Source organism: Marmoricola sp. URHB0036 (assembly GCF_000426045.1).
In the GTDB taxonomy this organism is placed as follows: domain Bacteria; phylum Actinomycetota; class Actinomycetes; order Propionibacteriales; family Nocardioidaceae; genus Marmoricola.
In genome coordinates, this window is record NZ_AUEP01000011.1 from 146,061 (window position 1) to 166,227 (window position 20,167).

Below are 20,167 nucleotides of genomic sequence, written 5' to 3' on the forward strand. Positions count from 1 at the left end.
GATCCATGCGCGGTGGCTACGGGACGGGGGAGCACGGCACTCTCGCCGAGCGGGTCGCCGGCACGACAACCCACCAGCGGCGTCCACCGACACCGCCCAGCCCCGCCCGGCACTGCTTCGTCGACAGCGAGCCGAGCCTGCTCGTCGAGTGGCGTCGGGGCAACCGTGGCTGGGAGGGTCGCGTGCTCACCCTGCTCTGGGTCGACGCCGTGGGCTGGGTGACCATGGAGCGCTGGCTCCCGGCCACCGAGATCACCCCGCGTCCGTTCCCGGTGTAGCGGCGACGAAGAACTCCGTCGCCCACCAGCGGCGGAACAGCTCGGTGCCGAGCATCTCCTCGAGGACTGCCGTTTGGGACGCGTGCGCCCGCAGCACCTGGTACTTGAGGTCGAGCAGGCCCTCGTCGCAGTGCAGCTCGAGGGCCAGCTCGGAAGCCTGCGTCACCGGCGCCACCTCCTCGTCGATCAGGATGCCGAGCTGCCGGTGGAGGTCTTCCCACTCGGCCTGGAACTCGGGGGTCGTCGTCGCGTACCAGAGGGCGCCCGAGCGGCCGGTGCGGCGCCAGGCCTCGGTGACCCAGGCCGAGACGGTCTGGTGGTCAGGGTGGCCGGTCATGCCGTCGGGCCCGAAGGTGACGATGACGGCGGGGCGGGTGCGCTCGATCAGCGCGACGACCTGGGCGACCCCGGCCTCGAACGGTACGTCGGTCAGGGAGCCGTCGGCGTGGCCGAGCCACTGGTGGTCGTCGACGCCGATGAGCCCGAGGCTCTCGAGGAGCTCCTGCGCCCGGATCCCGGCCAGCTTCTCCGGTGGCCAGGTGTCGGGGTCGGGGGTGCCGTGCTCGCCACGGGTGGCGGTCGCGACGGCGACCCGGCCGCTGGCCCGGCGTACGGACGCCATCAGGGCGGACGACAGGTAGGCCTCGTCGTCGGGGTGGGCCCAGACGCCGAGCAGCGAGTCGATGTCGGTGATCGTCGTGGTCTCCATCAGGTGCTCCGTCACGATTCTCACCCCACCCCGACCGGCTTCCCCAGTCCTTCCCACCCGTTCCCCCGACCGAGGGAGGAAGGTCGTGGGAAGCCGGTCGCGGCAGACTCCGGGAGCATGAGCACACATGTGGGCGCGGTTGCGCGCCGTACCAGGAAGATCACCCAGCGCGACATCGAGCTGTTCACCGAGATCAGCGGTGACCGCAACCCGATCCACTACGACGAGGACCTGGCCGCGCAGTCACGCTTCGGCAAGGTCGTCGTCCAGGGCGGGGTCACCTCGGGCCTGCTAAACGCCGTGGTGGCCGAGGAGCTCCCCGGACCCGGCAGCGTCTTCCTCGAGGTCTCGTGGAAGTTCCGGGCGCCGGTCAGCCCGGGCGAGGAGATCACTGCCGAAGTGACGGCCACCAGCGTCCGCGAGGACAAGCCGATCACCACCCTCGACTGCAGGATCACCAACCAGGACGGCGTCGTGGTGCTGGACGGGACCGCGGTGGTCTGGCGTGACCCGGTGGTGGCCGAATCCGTCGAATCGGACCCTTCCTGACCGCGGAATCCGCAGGGAAGGCCGCGGGAAGGCTCGGTTTCTAGCGTCCTCCGTGACACATCAACAGGTCGGAGCATCCGGCCGTCACAGGAGGAACACCCATGAGCGTCACCACCGAGAACCCCAGCATCAACGGCGTCGACGTCGCCACCCTGTTCGCGACCCTCGACGCGGTCAAGGGCCAGCACGAGATCGCGAAGTTCCAGTTCCGCGCCACCACCCAGTGGGTCAGCGGGACGCACAGCCGGTCGACGTACTCCGGCTTTTTCGGCGCGATGCAGGAGATGCAGCACGCCACCGAGACCGAGGTCGTCTCCGACCACCCGGCCGTGCTCGTCGGGACCGACATCGGCCCGACCCCGGTCGAGTACCTGCTGCACGCGATCTCCGCCTGCCTCACCTCGGGCATCGCGAACATCGCGTCGGCGCGAGGCGTCAAGCTGAACAGCGTCTCCTCGACCGTCGAGGGCGACATCAACCTGCTCGGCATCCTCGGGCTGGGCGACAGCTCGGTGCGCAACGGCTACGAGCAGATCAAGGTCACCTTCCACATCGACGCCGACGCGGACGACGAGACGGTGCGTGGCCTGGTCGAGCAGTCGCGCAAGCGCTCTGCCGTGTACGACGCCCTCACCAACCCCACGTCGGTCGTCATCGACGTGGTCACGTCCTGAACCCTCCCCATCGGATCGAACAGGACGACTCCCATGACCACCGTCGACACCGTCGTCATCGGCGCGGGCCACGCCGGCCTGGCCGTCAGCAGGCTGCTCAGCGCCGCCGGCCGCGACCACGTCGTCCTCGACCGGGGACGCGTGGGCGAGCGCTGGCGCACCGAACGCTGGGACTCCCTCCACCTGCTGACGCCGAGCTGGATGACGCGGCTGCCGGGCTGGAGCTACGAGGGGCCTGACCCCGACGGGTACCTCTCGGCCGGCGCGTTCGTCGACCACCTCGAGGCGTACGCCGCCTCGTTCGGCGCCCCCGTCGAGGGCGGTACGACGGTGGAGCAGGTCCGCGTCTCGGGTGGCGGCGGCAGCAGGTACGCCGTCGCGACGGACCGTGGGACCTGGCAGGCGGACAACGTCGTCATCGCGACCGGACCCCACGGGATCCCCCGGATCCCCGCTGGTCTGGCTCGCGACGACGTGTTCACCTCCAGCGAGTACCGCAACCCCGGCCAGCTCCCCGACGGCGGCGTGCTCGTCGTCGGGGCCTCGTCCTCAGGCGTGCAGATCGCCGACGAGCTCACCCGCGCCGGACGCAAGGTCGTGCTCGCCGTCGGTCGGCACACCCGGATGCCGCGCCGATATCGCGGCGTGGACATCTTCTGGTGGCTGGAGACCACCGGACGGCTGGCCCGCAACATCGACGACATGCGCGACCCCGTCGCCGCCCGGCAGGAGCCCTCGCTCCAGCTGATGGGAGGCGCCTGCACACAGCGGTCGGCGCCCGACATCGACCTCGGGCTGCTCCAGGCGCGCGGAGTGCGGCTGGCCGGACGCCTCACGAGGGTGTCGGGTCGGATGGCCGAGTTCGGCGACGACCTCGTCGACAACGTGGCCGACGCCGATCAGGCGATGCACCGCTTGCTGGGGCGGGTCGACGCCTTCGTCGAGCGCTCCGGGCTCACCCGCGAGGTGTGGCCCGGGGTCTGGCCGACTCCTGTGCGCATCGATCCACAGCCGAGGCGGCTCGACCTGCGGGCCGAGGGCATCGGCTCCGTCGTCGTCGCCGCCGGCTTCCGGCCGCACCACCCCTGGCTGCGGCTGCCCGTCACGGGACCGGACGGCAGCATCCGCCAGCACCGCGGCGTCACCGCTGCCCCGGGCGTCTACACCGTGGGCCAGCGCTTCCAGCACCGACGCGACTCCCACCTGATCGACGGCGCCCGGCACGACGCACGCGACGTCGTCCGGCACCTGCTCGGCGAAGGGGCTGACTGCCGGTCGATCGAGGAGTCCCTGACATGAGTTCACCCCACGCTGTTCTCCCCCGCTTCGCTCCCCCGAACAACACCGCGGGGACCCCGAAGTGAGGACCTTTGACGTCGTCGTCGTCGGCGGACGAGTAGCGGGAGCATCGACTGCCCTCCTGCTCGCCCGGGCCGGCGTCAAGGTCGCCGTCGTGGAGCGCGCTGGCCGAGGCGTCGACACGGTGTCCACGCACGGACTGATGCGGGCCGGAGTCCTCCAGCTCTCGCGCTGGGAGCTGCTCGATCGTCTCGTGGCCGCCGGCACCCCGCCCATCACCCGCACCGTCTTCCACTACAGCGACGGCGACCACGTGCAGGTCTCGATCCGCCCCAGCCCCGGGGTGGACGCGCTCTACGCGCCGCGACGCACGGTGCTCGACCGGATCCTGGTCGAGGCCGCCGAGGAGTCCGGCGCCGTGGTGCTGCACGACACCGCAGTCACCGCGCTCCTGCAGTCACCGGACGGCCGGGTTCGTGGCGTCGTCGCCCAGGACGATCGCGGCGTGCGCTTCGAGCTCGAGGCAGCGCTCACCGTCGGTGCCGACGGGATCCGGTCGCTGGTCGCCCAGCAGACGGGAGCGCCCACCATCCACCAGGGGAGTACGGCGAGCGCGGTGCTCTACCGCTACATCCGCGGACTCGACGCGGACGGCTACGAATGGGCCTACGGCGACGGCGCCGGCGCCGGACTGCTGCCCACCAACGACCAGGCCACCTGTGTCTTCGTCGGGACGACTCCCGAGCGGATGCGCCGACTGCGGCGGTCGGGCCGGGAGCAGGCCTTCGCCACCCTGCTCACGGCTGCGGCCCCGGCGCTCGTCGACCGCGTGCTCGACACGGTCGACTGGAGCCCGATGAAGGGATGGGCCGGCATCCCCGGACACCTCCGTCAGTCGTGGGGCCCGGGCTGGGCCCTGGTCGGCGACGCCGGCTACTACAAGGACCCGATCACCACGCACGGGATGTCGGACGGGCTGCGCGACGCCGAGCTGCTCGCCGACTCGGTCCTCGAGGTGCTCGCCGGCACCCCGGAGCCGATCGCCCTGGCGGCGTACCAGGAGGTCCGCGACCGGCTGTCGATGCGGCTGTTCGCCGCCACCGAGGAGGTGGCGCGCTACGACTGGGACTGCCTGCGCGCCCGGGCGCTGCTGCGCACCGTGAGCTCGGCGATGAGCGACGAGGTGGACCACCTCCAGGCATTGCCCGATCGGCGAGTCGGGCCCGGTATCGCCGCTTTCATCCCCACTGACAACGTCGACCGGGCTGGCTAGCGTGGGGACGGTTGGAAAGGACGGCTCGCCGTGACCATCGAACTGCGGCTGCTCGGGGGCTTCGAGGCCACCGTGGACGGGGTCCCGGTCGCGCCCGAGCAGTGGACCCGCCGACAGGCCGCGTCGCTGGTCAAGGTGCTGGCCCTGGCGCCTGGGCGTCGGTTGCACCGTGAGCAGGTCATCGAGGCCCTCTGGCCCCGGGCCAGCATCGAGGCGGCCGGCCCACGTCTGCACAAGGCGGCCCACTACGCGCGCCGTGCCCTCGGTGGCGACGGGTCGGCGGTGCTGCTGCGCAACGACATGGTGGCACTGCTGCCCGACGGCGACGTGCGCATCGACGTCGACGATTTCCGGCAGCGGGCGGCGCACGCCATCGAGGTGGGTACGCCGGAGGCAGCCAACCTCGTGCTCGCCGAGTACGACGGAGAGCTGCTCCCCGACGAGCTCTACGAGTCCTGGGCCGAGGATGCCCGCGACGTCGTACGGATGACGCGTGTGGAGCTGCTGCGCCAGGCAGAGCGGTGGGACGACGTGCTCGCCGAGGACGCGACCGACGAGGCGGCCCACCTCGCCCTGATCAACGGGTACGCCGACCGCGGCGACGTGCGAGCAGCGCTGCGCCAGTTCGAGCGGCTCGACCACGCCTTGCTCCGCGAGCTCGGCACGACCCCCAGCCCCGAGGCCGAACGGTTGCGGGCGCGGCTGCACGCCGTGTCCGGCCGCACCGAGCACGCGAGCCAGGGCGTCCGGCTCGTCGGCCGCCGCACCGTCGGCGACCAGATCCGCGAGGCGATGGCACGCGCCGACCAGGGCCGGGGGAGCACCCTGTTGTTCTCCGGCCTCCCCGGGGTCGGCAAGACCGCCGTGATGGGACTGGCCGAGGCGCTCGCCCGCCAGCGCGACTGGCGCACCGGCCGCGGCACGGCGTCGGCCGTCGAAGGACCGTGGCCCTACGCGCCCGTGCTGGAGGCGTTCGGGGAGCTGTGCCGCAAGCATCCGGCGTTGTTGGACGGGCTCGACGACCGGTTCCGGCTCGAGATCGAGCGGGCCCTCTCCGGGCGGGACGTCAGCTGGACCGGCGAGTCCAGCCACCAGCGCCTGTTCGTCGCCGTGGCTGAGCTGATGCGACTGGCCGCGACCGGCCACGGGCTGCTGATCGTCGTCGACGACCTCCAGGACGCCGACGAGGCGTCGCTGCGACTGCTGCACTACCTGTCGCGGTGCGCCGTGACCGAGCCGGTGATCATCGCGGTGGCGCACCGACCCCGGGTCAGCGACACGGCGCAGCAGGTGGCCGAGAGCCTGGTACGTCGAGGCGCGGGCACGCGCATCGAGCTGGGGCCGCTCGACCACGCGGCCACCGGGCGGCTGCTCGCCGACCGCTTCCCGGACCTGTCGCCCGGGCAGGTCGAGGAGATCTCCCAGCTCAGTGGCGGGCTGCCGTTCTCGGCGCTGGAGCTGGCCGGCAACCCCGCTCCCGGCGGCGCCGTGCCCCTGCCGCCCCTGCCGGCGCCGACGGCCGAGACCTTCCAGCGGACGGCCCTGCTCGGCTCGGTGTTCACCACCGACGAGCTGATCGCCCTCTCGGGGGCCGACGAGGACACCTGCTACGAGCAGCTCGAGGCGGCGCTCTCGGCCGGTGTGGTCGAGCCGTCCGACGCCGGCTACCGGTTCCGGCACGCGCTGGTGCGGGAGCGGTTCATCAAGGCGATCCCGGCCAACCGCAAGGCCGAGGCGTGGCGTGAGGTCGCCGAGAGGATCAGCCGGCTCGGCGGTCCTCCTGCGCGGATGGCGCACCTGTTCGTCGCGGCCGGACTGCCGTCACGCGCGGTGCCGTACGCCCTGCGGGCCATGGAGACCGCGGGGGCGCTCGGCGCCTACCGCGACGGGCTGAGCATGATCGACGCCGTCCGTGAGCACGCCGGCCCCGAGGAGCTGCCCCGTCTGCTCGCCCGTCGAGGAGACCTGCTCAACGCCCTCGGCGACCCGAGTGCCGTGGGTGCCTACCAGGAGGCGGTCGCGGTGACGACCGGCACCGAGCACCGCTTGGTGCGCGCGCGGCTGGCCCGCGCCGCCGCCTTCGCGGGCGAGCTCGACATCTCCCGCGAGGCGCTGGCGGGGCTCGAGGTGGAGGGCGACGCGGCCGACGGTCCGATCCTGCTGTCCCGTGGCAACCTCGCCTACTTCAGCGGCGACCTCGACACCGCGTGGGAGATCGCCAACCAGGGTCGGGCCTTCCTGAACTCCCCGGACGACCCGTGGCAGTTCATGGACCTGATCTCGTTGCAGGGGCTGGTGCTGCACAACCGGGGCGAGTGGTTCGAGCGGTTCCGCATGGAGCTCCGTCGTACTCGCGGCAAGCAGCGTCTCGCGACCGCGCTCTTCGACGCCCACCTCTGCGTGGCGGAGTACCTCCTCTACGGACCGGTGCCCTACCAGGAGGTGATCGACGAGTCCGAGGACCTGCTGCGGCACGCCGACCGGGCCGGGGCGCTGCGCGGCGTCGCCTTCGCACGGGCGCTGATGGGCGAGGCAGCGCTGCTGATGGGCGACCTCGACCGGGCCGAGCGCGAGCTGGTCGAGGCCGTCGACCTGCACCGCGACGTGGACGCACCGGCGGGTGAGGCGCACAGCCTGCAGCGCCTGGCCGAGGTCCGCCTCGAGCAGGGCGACAAGGAGGAGGCCAGGCGGCTGCTCGAACGTGCCCTGCCGATCGCGCGCTGGTCGGTGGTCGCCATGCACCTGCTGCAGCGCATCTACGGGACCATGATCCTCGCGGCTCCCGACGCCCAGTCCGCCCGCGCGCTGGTCGACCAGGCCGAGGCGACGCTGGGGGAGACCGATGCGTGCAGCTTCTGCGTGGTGATGCTGGCCGTCCCGTCGGCCATCGCGTGCGCGCAGGTCGGTGACCTCGAGGCCGCGCGTCACTACGCCGAGGTGGCCGAGACGTCCGCCGAGCGCTGGCCCGGCACTGCCTGGGCCGCAGCGGCGAAGGAGGCGCGGGCACACATCGCGCGAGCCGAGGACGACCCGGCCGAGTCCGAGCGCCTGCTGTCCGCGGCCGCGGCCGGCTTCCGGGCCGCGGGACAGCCGAGCGACGCCGCCCGCTGTGGCAGGCAGCTCGACGAGCTGCACGCCGTCACGGGCTAGGCGACCGACGGGCGGATACGACGGGTGGCGTACCGCGCCAGCCGCTGGGAGAGGCTGGCTCGCTGCAGGGCGAGGTCGTAGGACTCCACCGGGCTGAGGCGCCGGCGCGAGCCGTCGGGCCGCAGGTCGCGGTTCAGGTCGTCCAGCCGGGTCTGGGCGATGGCGAAGGTGAGCATCGGGTGGTACATGACTGTCTCCTGGTGGTGGTGGTTCCGTGGGGTCAACGCTGCTCCTGGCGCCTTCCGAAGGACTTCCCGGCGACTTACCGGTGACTCTCAGCGGTGGGGAGGCGAGGAAGGTTCCGGGAAGGGAGCCGCTGCTGCCACGAGGTCGCGGCGGTAGGCGATCACCGGAATCGGGTCGTATCCGTCGAAGCCGTAGTGCTGGGCGAGGTCCACGTCGTACGCCGGAGCCCGGACGTAGCCGAGCCCGTCGTACAGCGCGATGGCCGAGCGCATGAACCCAGCCGTGTGGAAGGCGAAGACGGGGGAGCGGTCGGCGCGCGCGAGCCGCTCGCACGCGGCGATGAGTGCCCGGGCGACGCCGCGTCCCCGAGCGGCCGGGTGTGCCGCCAGGGCACGTCCGCTCGCCCACCCGGAGGGAAAGCCGAAACCGAGTGTCCCCGCGTCGGGGTAGAAGGCGGCGGAACCGACGATCCTGCCGTCGGCCTCGGCGACGAGCAGGGGTCCGTGGGCCGCGTGCCGGTCCAGGTCGAGCAGGTCTGCGAGGTAGTGGCGGAACACCGGTGCAGGCACGTGCGGTGCGTAGGGCAGGTAGGCCGCCAGCAACAGGAAGCGGACCGCGGCGTGGTCGCGAGGTCGCGCGCGGCGTACTCGAAGGGCCGTGGCGGTCGTCGTGGTGGAGATCGAGTGCTGAGGGGGCAGGGATGGCATGACGGTGGTCCTCGCTGGTGGCGGCGTGTCAGGGAGTGGCACGCCGCGCGCAGCGAGGGCGTTCAGACGGTGGGCTCGCTGAGGCCGAGGGAGCCGATCCGCGCACTCGCCTCGCGACGGGTGCGGGTGCCGAGCTTCTGGAGGATGGCCGAGACGTGGTGGTCGACCGTGCGGGTCGAGATCACCAGCCGGCCGGCGATCTCGGCGTTGGACAGCCCCGTACCGACCAGCTGCAGGATCTCCACCTGGCGATCGGTCAGGCCGGCCGGGTTGCCGCGCGTGCTCGGAGTGGGTCGGCTGGGCAACCGGGAGACGCCGAGACCGCGCAAGCGGTGCCTCGCGAGGGTGCTCGCGGGCTCGGCTCCCAGCGAGTCGAGGATCCGGATCGCCTCCATGGTCGGATCCACCTCGCCGGACTCCATCAGCTCGAGCGCCTGCTCGTAGGGGTCACCGAAGTCGGCCCAGAACTCCGCGGCGGCGCGCCAGTCCCCGGAGCTGCCGGCGGCGTACCCCTCGGGCCCGGTGGTGGGCACCGGCACCTCGTGACCCAGCCGGTGCAGGTAGCGGAGCAGCTCTGCTCGCTGGACCGCGCATCCCGGCCGGTCGGTGCGCGCGAGCAGCAGCTGGGGGTACGGCGCCGCCTCGGTGCCCCGACCGGTCAGCCAGGCCCACTCGATCCACGCCATCCCGGTGGTCACCAGCCACTCGAGCACGTCGGCCCGGTCGGCGTGCTCGCGCGACTGGGTGAGCAGCCGCGGGGCATCGGGGTGACCCTGTCGCACCCTGAGCCGAGCGAGGATGGGCACCGTCTCGCGGCCGATCATCGCCGGGTCGCCCCGGTCCTCGAGCAGCGAGGTGAACCCGGCCACGGCCTCGTTCCACTCGCCGTACATCGCGAGCAGGCGGTGCCGCCGGGCATCGATCATGTAGTGGTGCACCGGGAAGTCCCGGTCACGGCTGTAGTCGCTCGCGGCGTCGAGATACTGCCCGACCTTGGGGTAGTCGCCCAGTCGCCACAGTCCCTCGACGAGGTTGTAGTAGCTGCGCATCACGAACTCGTGGTTGCCGACCCGCCGCGCGATCTCGAGGCTGGCCACCAGCTCGCCCTCGCCGCTCGGATCGCCGAGCTGCAGGTGGGCGGAGCCGATGTAGTTGCGCGACAGGGCCACGAGGTCCTCGGCGCCGGAACGTTCGGCCATCGCCAGCGCCGCCTCCAGGTGAGGGAGCCCGGCCTCCTCCTCGTCGACCAGCACGAGCAGCCCGCCGAGGTTCACCTCGGCCAGGGCCACGTCGCTGCTCTCCTCGGCGCTCACCGCGAGCGCGCGTTCGGCGGAGACCCGGGCATCGGCGGTGCGTTCGGTCAGCCACTGCTGCCGGGACAGCGTGACCAGGGGCCGGACCAGGCGGGGCCGGTCGCCGGCGGACTCGTACTCGCGAACCGCGGCGGCGGCCTCACCGGCGGCGGCGTCGAGGCGGTTGGTGTTGCTCAACGACCAGGCGTAGCCCTCCCGGAGGCGGCCGCGGCTGGTGGCGTCGAGCAAGGCACCCCGCGCCAGCACCTGCTCGTAGGCGACGGCGGCCTGCTGATGGGCGCCGACACGCGTTGCCTGCCGGGCCGCGGTCGTGCCGTGCTCGACCACTGCGCGGTCGTCACCGGCACCGACCGCATGGTGCAGCATCCGGAACGGGTCTGCTCCGCTGCGGCCCTGCTCATCGACGAGCAGCTGCAGCATCACCCGGTTCAGCTCGATCCGCTCGATGCTGGTCAGCGATCCCTCCACCGCGCGTCGGGCCAGCTCGTGCCGGAACGAGACCAGCGTCCCGCGCACCTCCAGCACTCCGGCGCGCTCGGCCTCGCCGACCGGTTCCAGGTCGTCGACCAGCTCCCGCAGGGTGGCCAGGCCGAGTCCCGCAGGCACCACCGACAGCTGCCGTACGACGGCCTGCGACTCGGGCCCCAAGGAGGCGAACCTGGCGAGCACCGCATCCACCACGGTGGGCGGCACGGCTGGGCCGGAGAAGGCCAGCAGCTCGCTGACGAAGAACGGGTTGCCCCCGGTCAGGCGGAACAGCTCGTCGGCGTCGAAGCCGTGCTGCCCGGCCAGCTCGGCCACGGCCGCCGGGGAAAGCCGCTCGAGCCGCAGGCGCAACGCCTCCACGCTGGCCAACCCCCCGAGCACGGACCGCAGGGGGTGGTCGAGATCGAGCTCGTCCTCCCGATAGCTGACCACCAGCACGGCCGGCAGCTCGTGCATCCGCCGTCCGAGGAAGCGGAGCGCGTCGAGGGTGGCCCCGTCGGCCCAGTGCGCGTCCTCGACGACCAGCACGGTCGGGCCCGGTTCCCGAGCCAGCTCCCGGGCGGCCGCCGCGAAGACCTCTCCCGGGTCGTCCGGCGGTGCCGAGAGGGCGTCGTACAGCGGACCGGGTACGGACTGGACCGCCTCACGCAGGGGGCTCAACGGCCGTGGTGTCAGCAGGTCCTCGCAGGCACCGGTGAGCACCCGAACCGTGGGGGCCGCCCCGGCGAGGAAGGCACGCAGCAGGCTGGTCTTGCCGATCCCGGCCTCGCCGAGCACCAGCACGGTGGAACCCCGGCCGGCCGCGGCTCGGCCGACCGCAGCCTCCAGGAGCTGCAGCTGCACCTGCCGCTCCAGCAGACCCGCCACCGGCACATCGTCTCGCACCGGATGGGCAGTTGGGAGGACGCGAATGGGCAGTCGTTGCCGATGAGGGCGGGGCCGCCCCGCGCACACGCTGACGGACATGGAAACCGAGACGCTCCTCCATCCCGCATCGTGCCGGCCCGACGGGTGCGCCGGTCTGTGCACCGAGGCCGGTCTGCGCGCCGCCGACGCGGCGTACCGCCACCGGCTGATCGCCCGCGCCCGCCGCGTCCTCGGGGACCCCGCGCTGGCCGAAGAGGCCGCCCAGGAAGCGCTGGTCCGGGCCTGGCGGTCCTGCGCGACCTTCGACCCGGCCGGCGCGCCGGTCCGCGCGTGGCTGCTGACGATCGTGCACCACGTCGCCGTCGACATGGCCCGGGCACGCGCCCGTCGCCCCCCGGTGTCCGGTGCCTCGCCCGACCACGAGCCGACTCATCGCGTGGCCGCCACCCACGAGGACACCGTCGTGCTGCGCCACGAGCTGCTCGACGCCCTGTCCGGGATCGGCCCGGCCCATCGCCACGTGGTGGTGGAGACCGTGCTCCGCGACCGCTCGCACGCCGACGTGGCGGCCGAGCTCGGCATCCCTGCCGGTACGGTGAGGAGCCGTCTGCACTACGCGCTGCGCGAGCTGAGGGCCCTGATCGAGGCGCGCGCCTGCCCCGCCTGACGGCTCCCGCGTCGCTCCGGACCCGGCGGCCACGTAGCCTCTGTGCTTGTGGCAACCACCGACTTCGACTCCGAGATCAAGCAGCTCCAGGCGACCATGAAGACCATCGGGTCCGTGCTGGACCTCGACAGCATGCGCAAGGAGATCGCCGACCTCGGCGAGCAGGTGGCCGCCCCGGACCTGTGGGACGACCAGACCAACGCCCAGCGGGTCACCGGGCGGCTCTCGGCCCTTCAGCACGACCTCGAGCGCTTCGAGAGCCTGCAGAGCCGGCTCGACGACCTCAGCGTCATGGTGGAGCTGGCCGCTGAGGAGGACGACGCCGACGCGGCGGCCGAGACCGAGACCGAGCTCAAGCGGCTGATCAAGTCGGTGGAGCAGCTGGAGGTGCGCACCCTCCTGTCCGGGGAGTACGACGCCCGCGAGGCGATCGTCAGCATCCGGTCGGGAGCCGGTGGCGTCGACGCGGCTGACTTCGCCGAGATGCTGATGCGGATGTACACCCGCTGGGCCGAGCGCAACAAGTACCCCGTCGAGGTCTTCGACACCTCCTACGCCGAGGAGGCCGGCCTGAAGTCCGCGACCTTCGCCATCCACGCGCCCTACGCCTACGGCACCCTGAGCGTCGAGGCCGGGACCCACCGGCTCGTGCGGATCAGCCCGTTCGACAACCAGGGTCGTCGCCAGACCAGCTTCGCTGCGGTCGAGGTGGTGCCGGTGCTCGAGCAGACCGACGAGATCGACATCCCTGAGGAGGACGTCCGTGTCGACGTCTACCGCTCGAGCGGTCCCGGTGGTCAGTCGGTCAACACCACCGACTCCGCCGTACGCCTCACCCACCTGCCGACCGGCACCGTGGTGTCCTGCCAGAACGAGAAGTCGCAGCTGCAGAACAAGGCCAGCGCGATGGTGATCCTCAAGGCCAAGCTGCTCGCGCTGAAGAAGGCCGAGGAGAAGGCCCAGCTCGACGCCCTGCGCGGCGACGTCCAGGCCAGCTGGGGCGACCAGATGCGCAACTACGTGCTGAACCCCTACCAGATGGTCAAGGACCTCCGCACCGAGTACGAGGTCGGCAACCCCCAGGCCGTCTTCGACGGCGAGATCGACGGCTTCCTCGAGGCCGGCATCCGGTGGCGCGTCGGCGCCGAGATCGCCGCCGCCAACTAGGCACCGAGGAACTGGCTGGCCGTGAACACCGCCCCTTGCGGGTCGCGGATGGTCGCCTGCTGCGTCCAGTCGTTGTCCTCACGGCCGAGCACCGTCGCGCCGAGCGACTCGGCCAGGGCGGCCGACTCGTCGCGGTCGGCCACGGTGAAGGTCACGTGCCAGTGCGGACCCAGCTCGCCAGCCGGGGCGACCCCACCGATGACGTCGGCGAAGCCGGGCGGCGCCGTGGCCTGTCGCTCGTGGATGCCCGGGTCGCTGGTAGCGGCGAGATGGTCGCCGTAGCCCGGCACCTGGATCATCGTCGCGAACCCGAGGTCGGCGAACACCCAGCCGAAGACCTGTTCGTAGAAGCGCCGCACCGCTGAGAGGTCGTCGGTGTGCAGGTCGCTGAAGTTCCAGGCACCCGGCACGTTGGCGAGCTGTACGCCGAGCCGCGACCGGGCCTGCCAAAGGCTCAGCTCCACCCCGGACGGGTCGAGCACGTTCACCCACCGACCCGCCTGCCCGGCATCGGCAGGCTGGGCAAGGAGGCGCCCACCGGCTCGCTCCACCGCAACCGCCGTCGCATCGATGTCGTCGACGGCGACGTAGGTGCGCCAGATCGCCTGACCGTCGTCGGGCGAGGGCTCCGCGGGACCGGTGAGCCCGGCCACGTCCTGGCCGTCGAGCCGGGCGATGACGTAGCTGAAGGGGGTGTCTGGCGGGGTTGCTGTCTCGAACGTCCAGCCCAACAGCGCGCCGTAGAACTCCTGGGCGGCGCCGAGGTCGCCCGCCTCCAGGTCGATCCACGACGTGCTGCCGTGCGGGTAGGTGCGTGCTGCGCTCATGAGCCCACGCTAGGACCGGCCACCGACAGGGCCACCGGGAGCGAGGCGCGGGGTTTCCAGATGGTTGAAGTGGGTAGGAGATGTGATCGGAGTCACATCGCCTGACATCGGCAGGAGACCGAGATGACACTCAACCCGCAGTCGCTGGACGCCTCCACAGAGGTGCAAGGCACCGGCGAGCAGAAGGGCCTCATCCGCAGGGCCGCGCTCGCGAGCACGGTCGGGACCACCATCGAGTGGTACGACTTCTTCCTCTACAACACCGCCGCTGCGCTCGTCTTTCCGGCGCTGTTCTTTCCCGAGTCCTCGACGTACGCCGGACGGCTGGAGTCCTTCGCGACCTATGCCATCGGCTTCGCCGCCCGTCCGGTCGGGGCGTTCATCTTCGGCCACTGGGGTGACCGGATCGGCCGCAAGGCCACGCTGATCGTCACCCTGCTCATGATGGGTATCGCCACCACGCTCGTCGGTGTGCTGCCCGGCGCCGACTCGATCGGCAAGGCGGCTCCGCTGCTGCTCGTGGTGCTGCGCCTGGTGCAGGGCATCGCGGTCGGTGGTGAGTGGAGCGGCTCGGTGCTGCTCTCGATGGAGTGGGGCGACCAGAGGCGACGCGGGTTCATGGCCAGCCTCCCGCAGCTCGGGGTGGCCTTCGGGCTGATCCTCGGCACCGGCTTCCTCTACATCATGAGCTGGCTGCTGACCGACGACCAGTTCACGTCATGGGGCTGGCGGATCCCGTTCCTGTTCAGCATCGTGCTGGTCGGGATCGGCCTCTACATCCGGCTCCGCATCCTGGAGACCCCGATGTTCGCCCAGCGGCTGAAGGAGAACAAGATCAGTCGGCTGCCCTCGATCGAGGTGATCAAGGACCACTGGAAGCCGATCCTGCTCAGCGCGTTCGCACGCATGTCGGAGCAGGCGCCGTTCTACGTGATCACCACCTTCACCCTGACCTATCTCACCGAGGAGCAGGGCTACACGAAGACGTTCGCCCTGGCCGGCATCCTCTCCGCTGCGGCGGTCGAGCTGGTGGCGGTGCCGTTGTTCGGGCACCTGTCCGACACCGTCGGTCGCAAGAAGGTCTACCTCACCGGGGCAGCGTTGACCGGTGTCTACGGGTTCGTGCTGTTCGCCGCCCTCGACAGCGGGGTGGCCGTGCTGGCCTTCCTGGCCATGTTCGTCGCGCTCATCCCGCACGCGATGCAGTACGGCCCCCAGGCCTCGTTGATCGCGGAGTCGTTCCCGACCTCGCTGCGGTACGCCGGGGCAGGACTGGGCTACCAGCTCGCCTCGGTCATCGCAGGTGGTCCGGCACCACTCGTCGCGACGTACCTGCTCGAGCACACCGGGTCGGTCTACTCGATCGCCTGGGCGGTGCTCGGCTGCGCGGTGATCACGATCGTCGCGGTGGCGCTGATGGACGACCGCAGCCGTTCGGACATCAACCTCGACGAGACCTACGCCAAGGTCTGAGCGTGGGCGGTCGGTCGCCGGGTCGTGCGACTAGCGGCCGACCGCCTTCTCCAGCTCCGCCTTGGTCATCGACGAGCGTCCCTTGACGTTCTTCCTCTTCGCCTCTTCGTAGAGCTGGTCCCTGGTGCGTCCGCCCGAACCGGAGTGCGAGCGGAGACCACCGCGACGACTGGAGGAGATGTCCTGCGTCGAGGTCTTGCTCTTCTGCTCGGCCTCGCCAGACCGCGCCCGCTCCTTGTTCACGGTGCGTGCGGCGATCTCCTCGGCGGTGTCCTCGCTGCGGCCCTGGTCCTCGAGTCCCTCCTTGATGTGCTCGTACTGGCGCTCGCGCTTCTTGCTCCATGCCTGCTGCGGCATCGCTGCCTCCTTCGAATCGGGGACCCTTCCGTCGTACCCGATTCAGCGCCGGTCAGGCCACTACCGGGTGGGGTCGTGTGAGACCCGGACCAGGAGCTTGCCGAAGTTGGCACCGGTGAGGAGGCCGCGGAAGGCCTCGGGAGCCGCGTCGAGCCCCTCGACGACGTCCTCGCGGTAGCGCACCGAGCCGTCGGCCACCCAGCCCGACATGTCGCGGACGAAGTCGCGGGTGTGGGACTTCACGAACTCGCCCTGGATGAAGCCACGCACCAGCAGGCTCTTGGTGAGCACCAGGCGCATGAAGCCGGGCAGCCGGTCTCGGCCCTCGGGCGCCGCCGAGGCGTTGTAGTCCGCCACCAGGCCGCACACCGGCATCCGGGCATAGAGGTTCACGTGCCGCAGGACCTCGCGGGTCACCGGACCGCCGACGTTCTCGAAGTAGACGTCGACGCCGTCGGGCACGGCGGCGGCCAGGTCGTCGGCGAACGTGGGGGAGCGGTGGTCGAGGGCGACGTCGAAGCCGAAGTCCTCGAGCAGCGCCTGGCGCTTCTTCTCGCCGCCGGCGATCCCGACGGCACGAGCACCCTTGACCTTCGCGATCTGGCCGACCGCCGATCCCACCGGTCCCGTCGCGGCCGCCACCACGACGGTCTCGCCGGGTTGTGGCTTGCCGATCTCGAGCAGTCCGGCGTACGCCGTGAACCCGGGCATGCCGAGCACCCCGAGAGCCGTCGAGATCGGTGCGCTCGACGGGTCGAGCTTGCGGACGTGAGCGGCACCGGCGACGGCGTGGGTCTGCCAGCCGGAGTAGGAGAGCACCACGTCGCCCACGTCGTACGACGGGTCGCGGGACTCCTCGACGACGCAGACTGTGCCGCCGACGATCACCTCGCCGACCCCGACCGGGTCGGCGTACGACGCAGCGTCGCTCAGCCGGCCGCGCATGTAGGGGTCGAGGGAGAGGTAGACGACGCGCAGCAACAGCTGGCCGTCCTCGAGATCGGGGAGCTCGTGCTCCTCGAAGGCGAAGGTGTCGTCGGTGGGCTCACCCTCGGGTCGACGGGCAAGCCGTACCTGGCGTGACGTGGACATGAGAACTCCTCGGGGAGTGCGAGCTGGGGGAGTCCCCCAGCATGCCCTCCCCGAGGAGTGAGCCGATCAGTACCCCAGCACGGCCTTCTCGGCGTTGATCATCCCGTAGCCGTCGACGGCGGTCCAGCCGTGGCCGAGCTTGTTGCTGAGCATGCCGGTGATCCGCTTGCCGTTGGCCAGCTCGGCGACGTAGGTCAGGCCGCGCGGGTCGGCCGTGCCCTGCGGCAGGAACACCGCACCACCGAGCTCGTCGGCGGAGTTGCCCTCGTTGGATCCGCCGTAGCCGGAGATCGCGAGGTCACGGTCGACGCCGAACCGCAGGCTCTGGCCGCTCTTCAGCCCGGAGGCGAAGTTGAGCGTCAGGTGGCGGTACTGGCCGGCAACCGACTGGCCACCACCAGGCACCGAGTAGACCGGCTTGACCGATCCCTTCGCGAGCCCGCCGGAGACCGACCCGATCGTGAACGGGAAGCCCTGGCCGCCGTACGGCGGGGTGCCGGTGTAGGCCCGCTTGTCGAAGACGATCCCGTCGGACTTGCCGGGTGTCCGCGTGCCGAGCGCCGTGGGGCTGGCCGTCTCGCCCTTGAACGTGAGCGCCTTCACCGGGGAGCTGCCGGAGTAGGTCACCGTGAAGAAGTTCGGGTCGTTCAGCGAGCCCGGGTCGGTGTCGAGCATCTCGCGCCCGCCGGACCCGAACGCCGTGATCTTCAACCCGCTGGCTCCGCCGGCGGCGGACATCGGGTCGAGGTCGTGGGCGAACGTCGCCGCCTCCAGACGCGACCGCAGCGCGGTCGGACTCAGCGACGTGGGGCCACCGGCCTTCTGCAGCACCAGGGCAGCGATCGCCGCAGCGTGCGGTGCCGCGGCGCTGGTCCCGCCGAAGTTGAGGAAGTTGTCCGGGTCGCGCGGGTCCTCGTTGGCGCCGAAGAAGGTGGAGTTCGCACGGTCGGTGCTGGCCACCTGGGGCGCCGTACGGATCGAGACGCTGCTGTAGCGCTTGCCCGACGAGTCGAAGTAGACCGGCATCTTGCCGCCGGGGGAGGTGTACGGCTCCGGCAGGTAGGAGCGGAACGGGTCGTACGCCGCCACCGCGGTCGCGCCCTTGGCGAGCACGTGTCCGTAGAAGGACGGTGAGAGCGGGTTGTTGTACTCCACCTGGTAGGCGTCGCCCTGCCACAGGTTGCGCAGCATGGTGGCGCCGACCGGGCCGGTGCCGGAACGCGAGATCACCATCTGGATGTCACCCGGTCCGCCGAGCCCGGCGATCTCCTGGGGGCGGCCGCTGAGCGGGTTGTTGTCCGCCACGGCACCGAGGTAGCTGCCGTCGGCGTCGAAGAGGAGCACGTTGAAGTCGGTGCTCACCTTGGACGGCGAGAGGACCTGGCGGACGGCCACGGTGAACGGACCGGTGTCGCCGTCGAAGCCCGAGACGGTGATCTTGTAGGCGCCGGCCTTCTTGATGGTCGTGACGTAGGCCTCGGGCGAGGTGCCGGTGTCGATCTCGCCGCTGCTGTTGCCGTCAGGGTCGGTCACCTCGAGCACCAGGTCGGTGGTGCCGGACGGGACCCCGTCGGCACGGAAGTCGAGCTGCTTCCCCACCTGCGCAGAGGTCGCGTTGTAGGTGAACGTCTGCGAGGAGGTGGGCGTGGTCAGGTTGCCACTGGCCGTGTACAGCGGGCTGCCGTAGGTCGCTCCGTCGAGATCGTAGGGGTCGTTCCACTGGAGGTTGAACTGGCCGCCCTCCTCGCTGTCACCCAACCGGATGGTCTGGGCCACGTCGGTGCCGGAGCCGGGGTTCATGTCCTGGAGACCGCCGTCGTAGAGCGCGGGGTCGACCTGGCTGAAGTCGAGGTTGGTGCCCTTGAGGCCCTGCTTGGCCGGGATCAGCTTGACCGGCGAGTTCCAGGACTGGTCCTCGCCATCGTTGCCGGCTGCGGTGAAGTAGTGCACGCCCTTGGCGGTCACGTCGTCGATCGCGTCGTTGACCATGCCGTCGGAGAACATCGGCTCGTCGCCGTACGCCACGTCGTCGACGATCACGTCGGCCCCGCACTTGCCCTTCTTGTCGCCGAGCCTGCGGATGTTGTCGGCGAAGCCGGTCTCGCTGTTCCAGGCCGTCGCGAAGCACAGCTTCGCGGCCGGGGCGATGTCGTGGATGATCTCGAGCATCGCGCGGCCCTCGTCGTGCACGCCGGTGCCGTCGTCGTCGGCGTCCTCGAGGACCACCACCGGTGAGGGGTAGGCGGAGTTGCCCTTGCCGGGCAGGTCGCCGGACTTGATGTTCTGGGCTGCGTGGATCTTGAGCTTGTCGCCGGCGATGGTGTACTTGGCGAGGTCGTAGGAGTCGGACAGGACGCCGATCGTGATGCCCTTGCCGGTGATGTTCTTGCCGAGGACCTTGTCGACGCGCTGCTGGACGACGCCCTGCGTGGTCACCGCGCCGATGCGCGTGATGGGCCGGACCGACTGGGCCACGGTGCCGGTGCCCTTGAGCGCTGCCACGTCGTTCACCGCGTCGAGCGGCACGTAGCCCTCGATGGTGCCGGTGTCGCTGTCGACTCCTTCGACGACGAGACCCTGGGACTGGACCTGCTTGCGGAACGAGGCACGGTCGACGCCGGCCTGCGGGGTGACCTGGACGAGCACGCGGCCCTGGTCGTCACGGACCGCGGTCGCGTCGGGCTTGATGTGCACTCCCCGGGGCGCGGCGAAGGACTTGGCTCGGGGTGCCTGCGACTGGGCCGCCAACCGACCGAGTCCGCCGCCGAGTGCGCGGTTGCCCGCGTCCTTGGTGGTGGGGGACGGCGGTGGTGCCGCCGTGGTCGATGCTCCCGGCAGGACGGCGGCACTCCCGGCCACCACCACTGCTCCCGCGATCCCTGCTGCCCAGCGTCGTCTCGTCATGCCGAGGTTCCCTTCCCCACAACGATCCGGCACCCAGCGGCACCGGTCCGGGGAAGGTTATGCCCGGCAACCGAGATCGGACCAGCGTCAGATTTCCGGCAATTCGGCATAAAAGGGAAATACAGCATTTGATTGCGATAACGGTTCGGTCAACTGTCCTAGTCCGGCATGGTCCGTCATGGTCTGTCC

General features: G+C 71.1%; 17 protein-coding genes. 9 read left to right on the top strand and 8 right to left on the bottom strand.

Going from position 1 to position 20,167, the window contains the following annotated elements:
- Positions 1-5: 5 nt before the first annotated feature.
- Entirely contained in the window at positions 6-278 is a 273-nt protein-coding gene (locus H976_RS26310) for a hypothetical protein (protein ID WP_036226388.1), read from the top strand.
- On the opposite strand, the gene H976_RS0113955 is transcribed toward H976_RS26310, so the two are convergent.
- On the bottom strand, positions 253-1,002 hold the full coding sequence (locus H976_RS0113955; RefSeq protein ID WP_051276815.1) for a PIG-L deacetylase family protein: 750 nt from the start codon (positions 1,000-1,002) through the stop codon (positions 253-255). The two genes, H976_RS26310 and H976_RS0113955, sit on opposite strands and share 26 nt — an antisense overlap.
- 102 nt (positions 1,003-1,104) lie before the next feature.
- Between H976_RS0113955 and H976_RS26315 the strand changes: the two genes are divergently transcribed.
- The 5 genes from H976_RS26315 to H976_RS26325 all read left to right on the top strand — a co-directional run bounded on the left by H976_RS26315 (position 1,105) and on the right by H976_RS26325 (position 7,932).
- The gene (locus tag H976_RS26315) at positions 1,105-1,536 is read left to right on the top strand and encodes a MaoC family dehydratase (protein WP_036226391.1); all 432 of its coding nucleotides are present in this window, start codon (positions 1,105-1,107) and stop codon (positions 1,534-1,536) included.
- Between the two features lie 101 nt (positions 1,537-1,637).
- On the top strand, positions 1,638-2,210 hold the full coding sequence (locus tag H976_RS0113965; RefSeq protein ID WP_027862052.1) for an OsmC family protein: 573 nt from the start codon (positions 1,638-1,640) through the stop codon (positions 2,208-2,210).
- 33 nt (positions 2,211-2,243) lie between these two features.
- Positions 2,244-3,509 carry an NAD(P)/FAD-dependent oxidoreductase gene (locus tag H976_RS26320; protein WP_051276816.1) on the top strand — a complete coding sequence of 422 codons (1,266 nt, stop codon included), beginning with the start codon at positions 2,244-2,246 and terminating at the stop codon, positions 3,507-3,509.
- A gap of 61 nt (positions 3,510-3,570) precedes the next feature.
- Positions 3,571-4,782 carry an NAD(P)/FAD-dependent oxidoreductase gene (locus tag H976_RS0113975; protein WP_027862053.1) on the top strand — a complete coding sequence of 404 codons (1,212 nt, stop codon included), beginning with the start codon at positions 3,571-3,573 and terminating at the stop codon, positions 4,780-4,782.
- A gap of 30 nt (positions 4,783-4,812) precedes the next feature.
- Positions 4,813-7,932: an AAA family ATPase gene (locus tag H976_RS26325; protein WP_051276817.1), complete on the top strand. Its 3,120-nt coding sequence runs from the start codon at positions 4,813-4,815 to the stop codon at positions 7,930-7,932.
- Here H976_RS26325 and H976_RS0113985 read toward each other — a convergent pair.
- The 3 genes from H976_RS0113985 to H976_RS0113995 all read right to left on the bottom strand — a co-directional run bounded on the left by H976_RS0113985 (position 7,929) and on the right by H976_RS0113995 (position 11,491).
- A complete protein-coding gene (locus tag H976_RS0113985; protein ID WP_027862054.1) occupies positions 7,929-8,120 on the bottom strand; it encodes a hypothetical protein in 192 nt (63 codons plus the stop codon). The two genes, H976_RS26325 and H976_RS0113985, sit on opposite strands and share 4 nt — an antisense overlap.
- Before the next feature lie 87 nt (positions 8,121-8,207).
- Entirely contained in the window at positions 8,208-8,825 is a 618-nt protein-coding gene (locus tag H976_RS28885) for a GNAT family N-acetyltransferase (protein ID WP_051276818.1), read from the bottom strand.
- Positions 8,826-8,887: 62 nt separating this feature from the next.
- A complete protein-coding gene (locus H976_RS0113995; protein WP_036226394.1) occupies positions 8,888-11,491 on the bottom strand; it encodes an AAA family ATPase in 2,604 nt (867 codons plus the stop codon).
- A 97-nt stretch (positions 11,492-11,588) separates the two neighbouring features.
- On the opposite strand from H976_RS0113995, the gene H976_RS0114000 reads away from it, so the two are divergent.
- A complete protein-coding gene (locus H976_RS0114000; RefSeq protein WP_051276819.1) occupies positions 11,589-12,158 on the top strand; it encodes a sigma-70 family RNA polymerase sigma factor in 570 nt (189 codons plus the stop codon).
- A gap of 48 nt (positions 12,159-12,206) precedes the next feature.
- Positions 12,207-13,325, top strand: coding sequence for a peptide chain release factor 2 (gene prfB / locus H976_RS0114005; protein WP_027862057.1), 1,119 nt, complete (start codon positions 12,207-12,209; stop codon positions 13,323-13,325).
- Here the strand turns inward: prfB and H976_RS0114010 are convergent.
- Entirely contained in the window at positions 13,322-14,152 is an 831-nt protein-coding gene (locus tag H976_RS0114010) for a VOC family protein (protein ID WP_027862058.1), read from the bottom strand. The two genes, prfB and H976_RS0114010, sit on opposite strands and share 4 nt — an antisense overlap.
- A 123-nt stretch (positions 14,153-14,275) precedes the next feature.
- Here H976_RS0114010 and H976_RS0114015 point away from each other — a divergent pair, with 123 nt between their 5' ends.
- Complete coding sequence (locus H976_RS0114015) at positions 14,276-15,625, top strand: MFS transporter (RefSeq protein WP_051276820.1); 1,350 nt, start codon at positions 14,276-14,278, stop codon at positions 15,623-15,625.
- Between the two features lie 30 nt (positions 15,626-15,655).
- Here the strand turns inward: H976_RS0114015 and H976_RS0114020 are convergent, their stop codons facing one another.
- From H976_RS0114020 to H976_RS0114030, 3 genes are all read right to left on the bottom strand, one after another.
- Positions 15,656-15,982 carry a hypothetical protein gene (locus H976_RS0114020; RefSeq protein ID WP_027862060.1) on the bottom strand — a complete coding sequence of 109 codons (327 nt, stop codon included), beginning with the start codon at positions 15,980-15,982 and terminating at the stop codon, positions 15,656-15,658.
- Positions 15,983-16,042: 60 nt separating this feature from the next.
- Positions 16,043-17,074: an NADP-dependent oxidoreductase gene (locus tag H976_RS0114025; protein ID WP_027862061.1), complete on the bottom strand. Its 1,032-nt coding sequence runs from the start codon at positions 17,072-17,074 to the stop codon at positions 16,043-16,045.
- Positions 17,075-17,140: 66 nt separating this feature from the next.
- Positions 17,141-19,978: a S8 family serine peptidase gene (locus tag H976_RS0114030; protein ID WP_081682899.1), complete on the bottom strand. Its 2,838-nt coding sequence runs from the start codon at positions 19,976-19,978 to the stop codon at positions 17,141-17,143.
- Positions 19,979-20,167 lie beyond the last annotated feature (189 nt).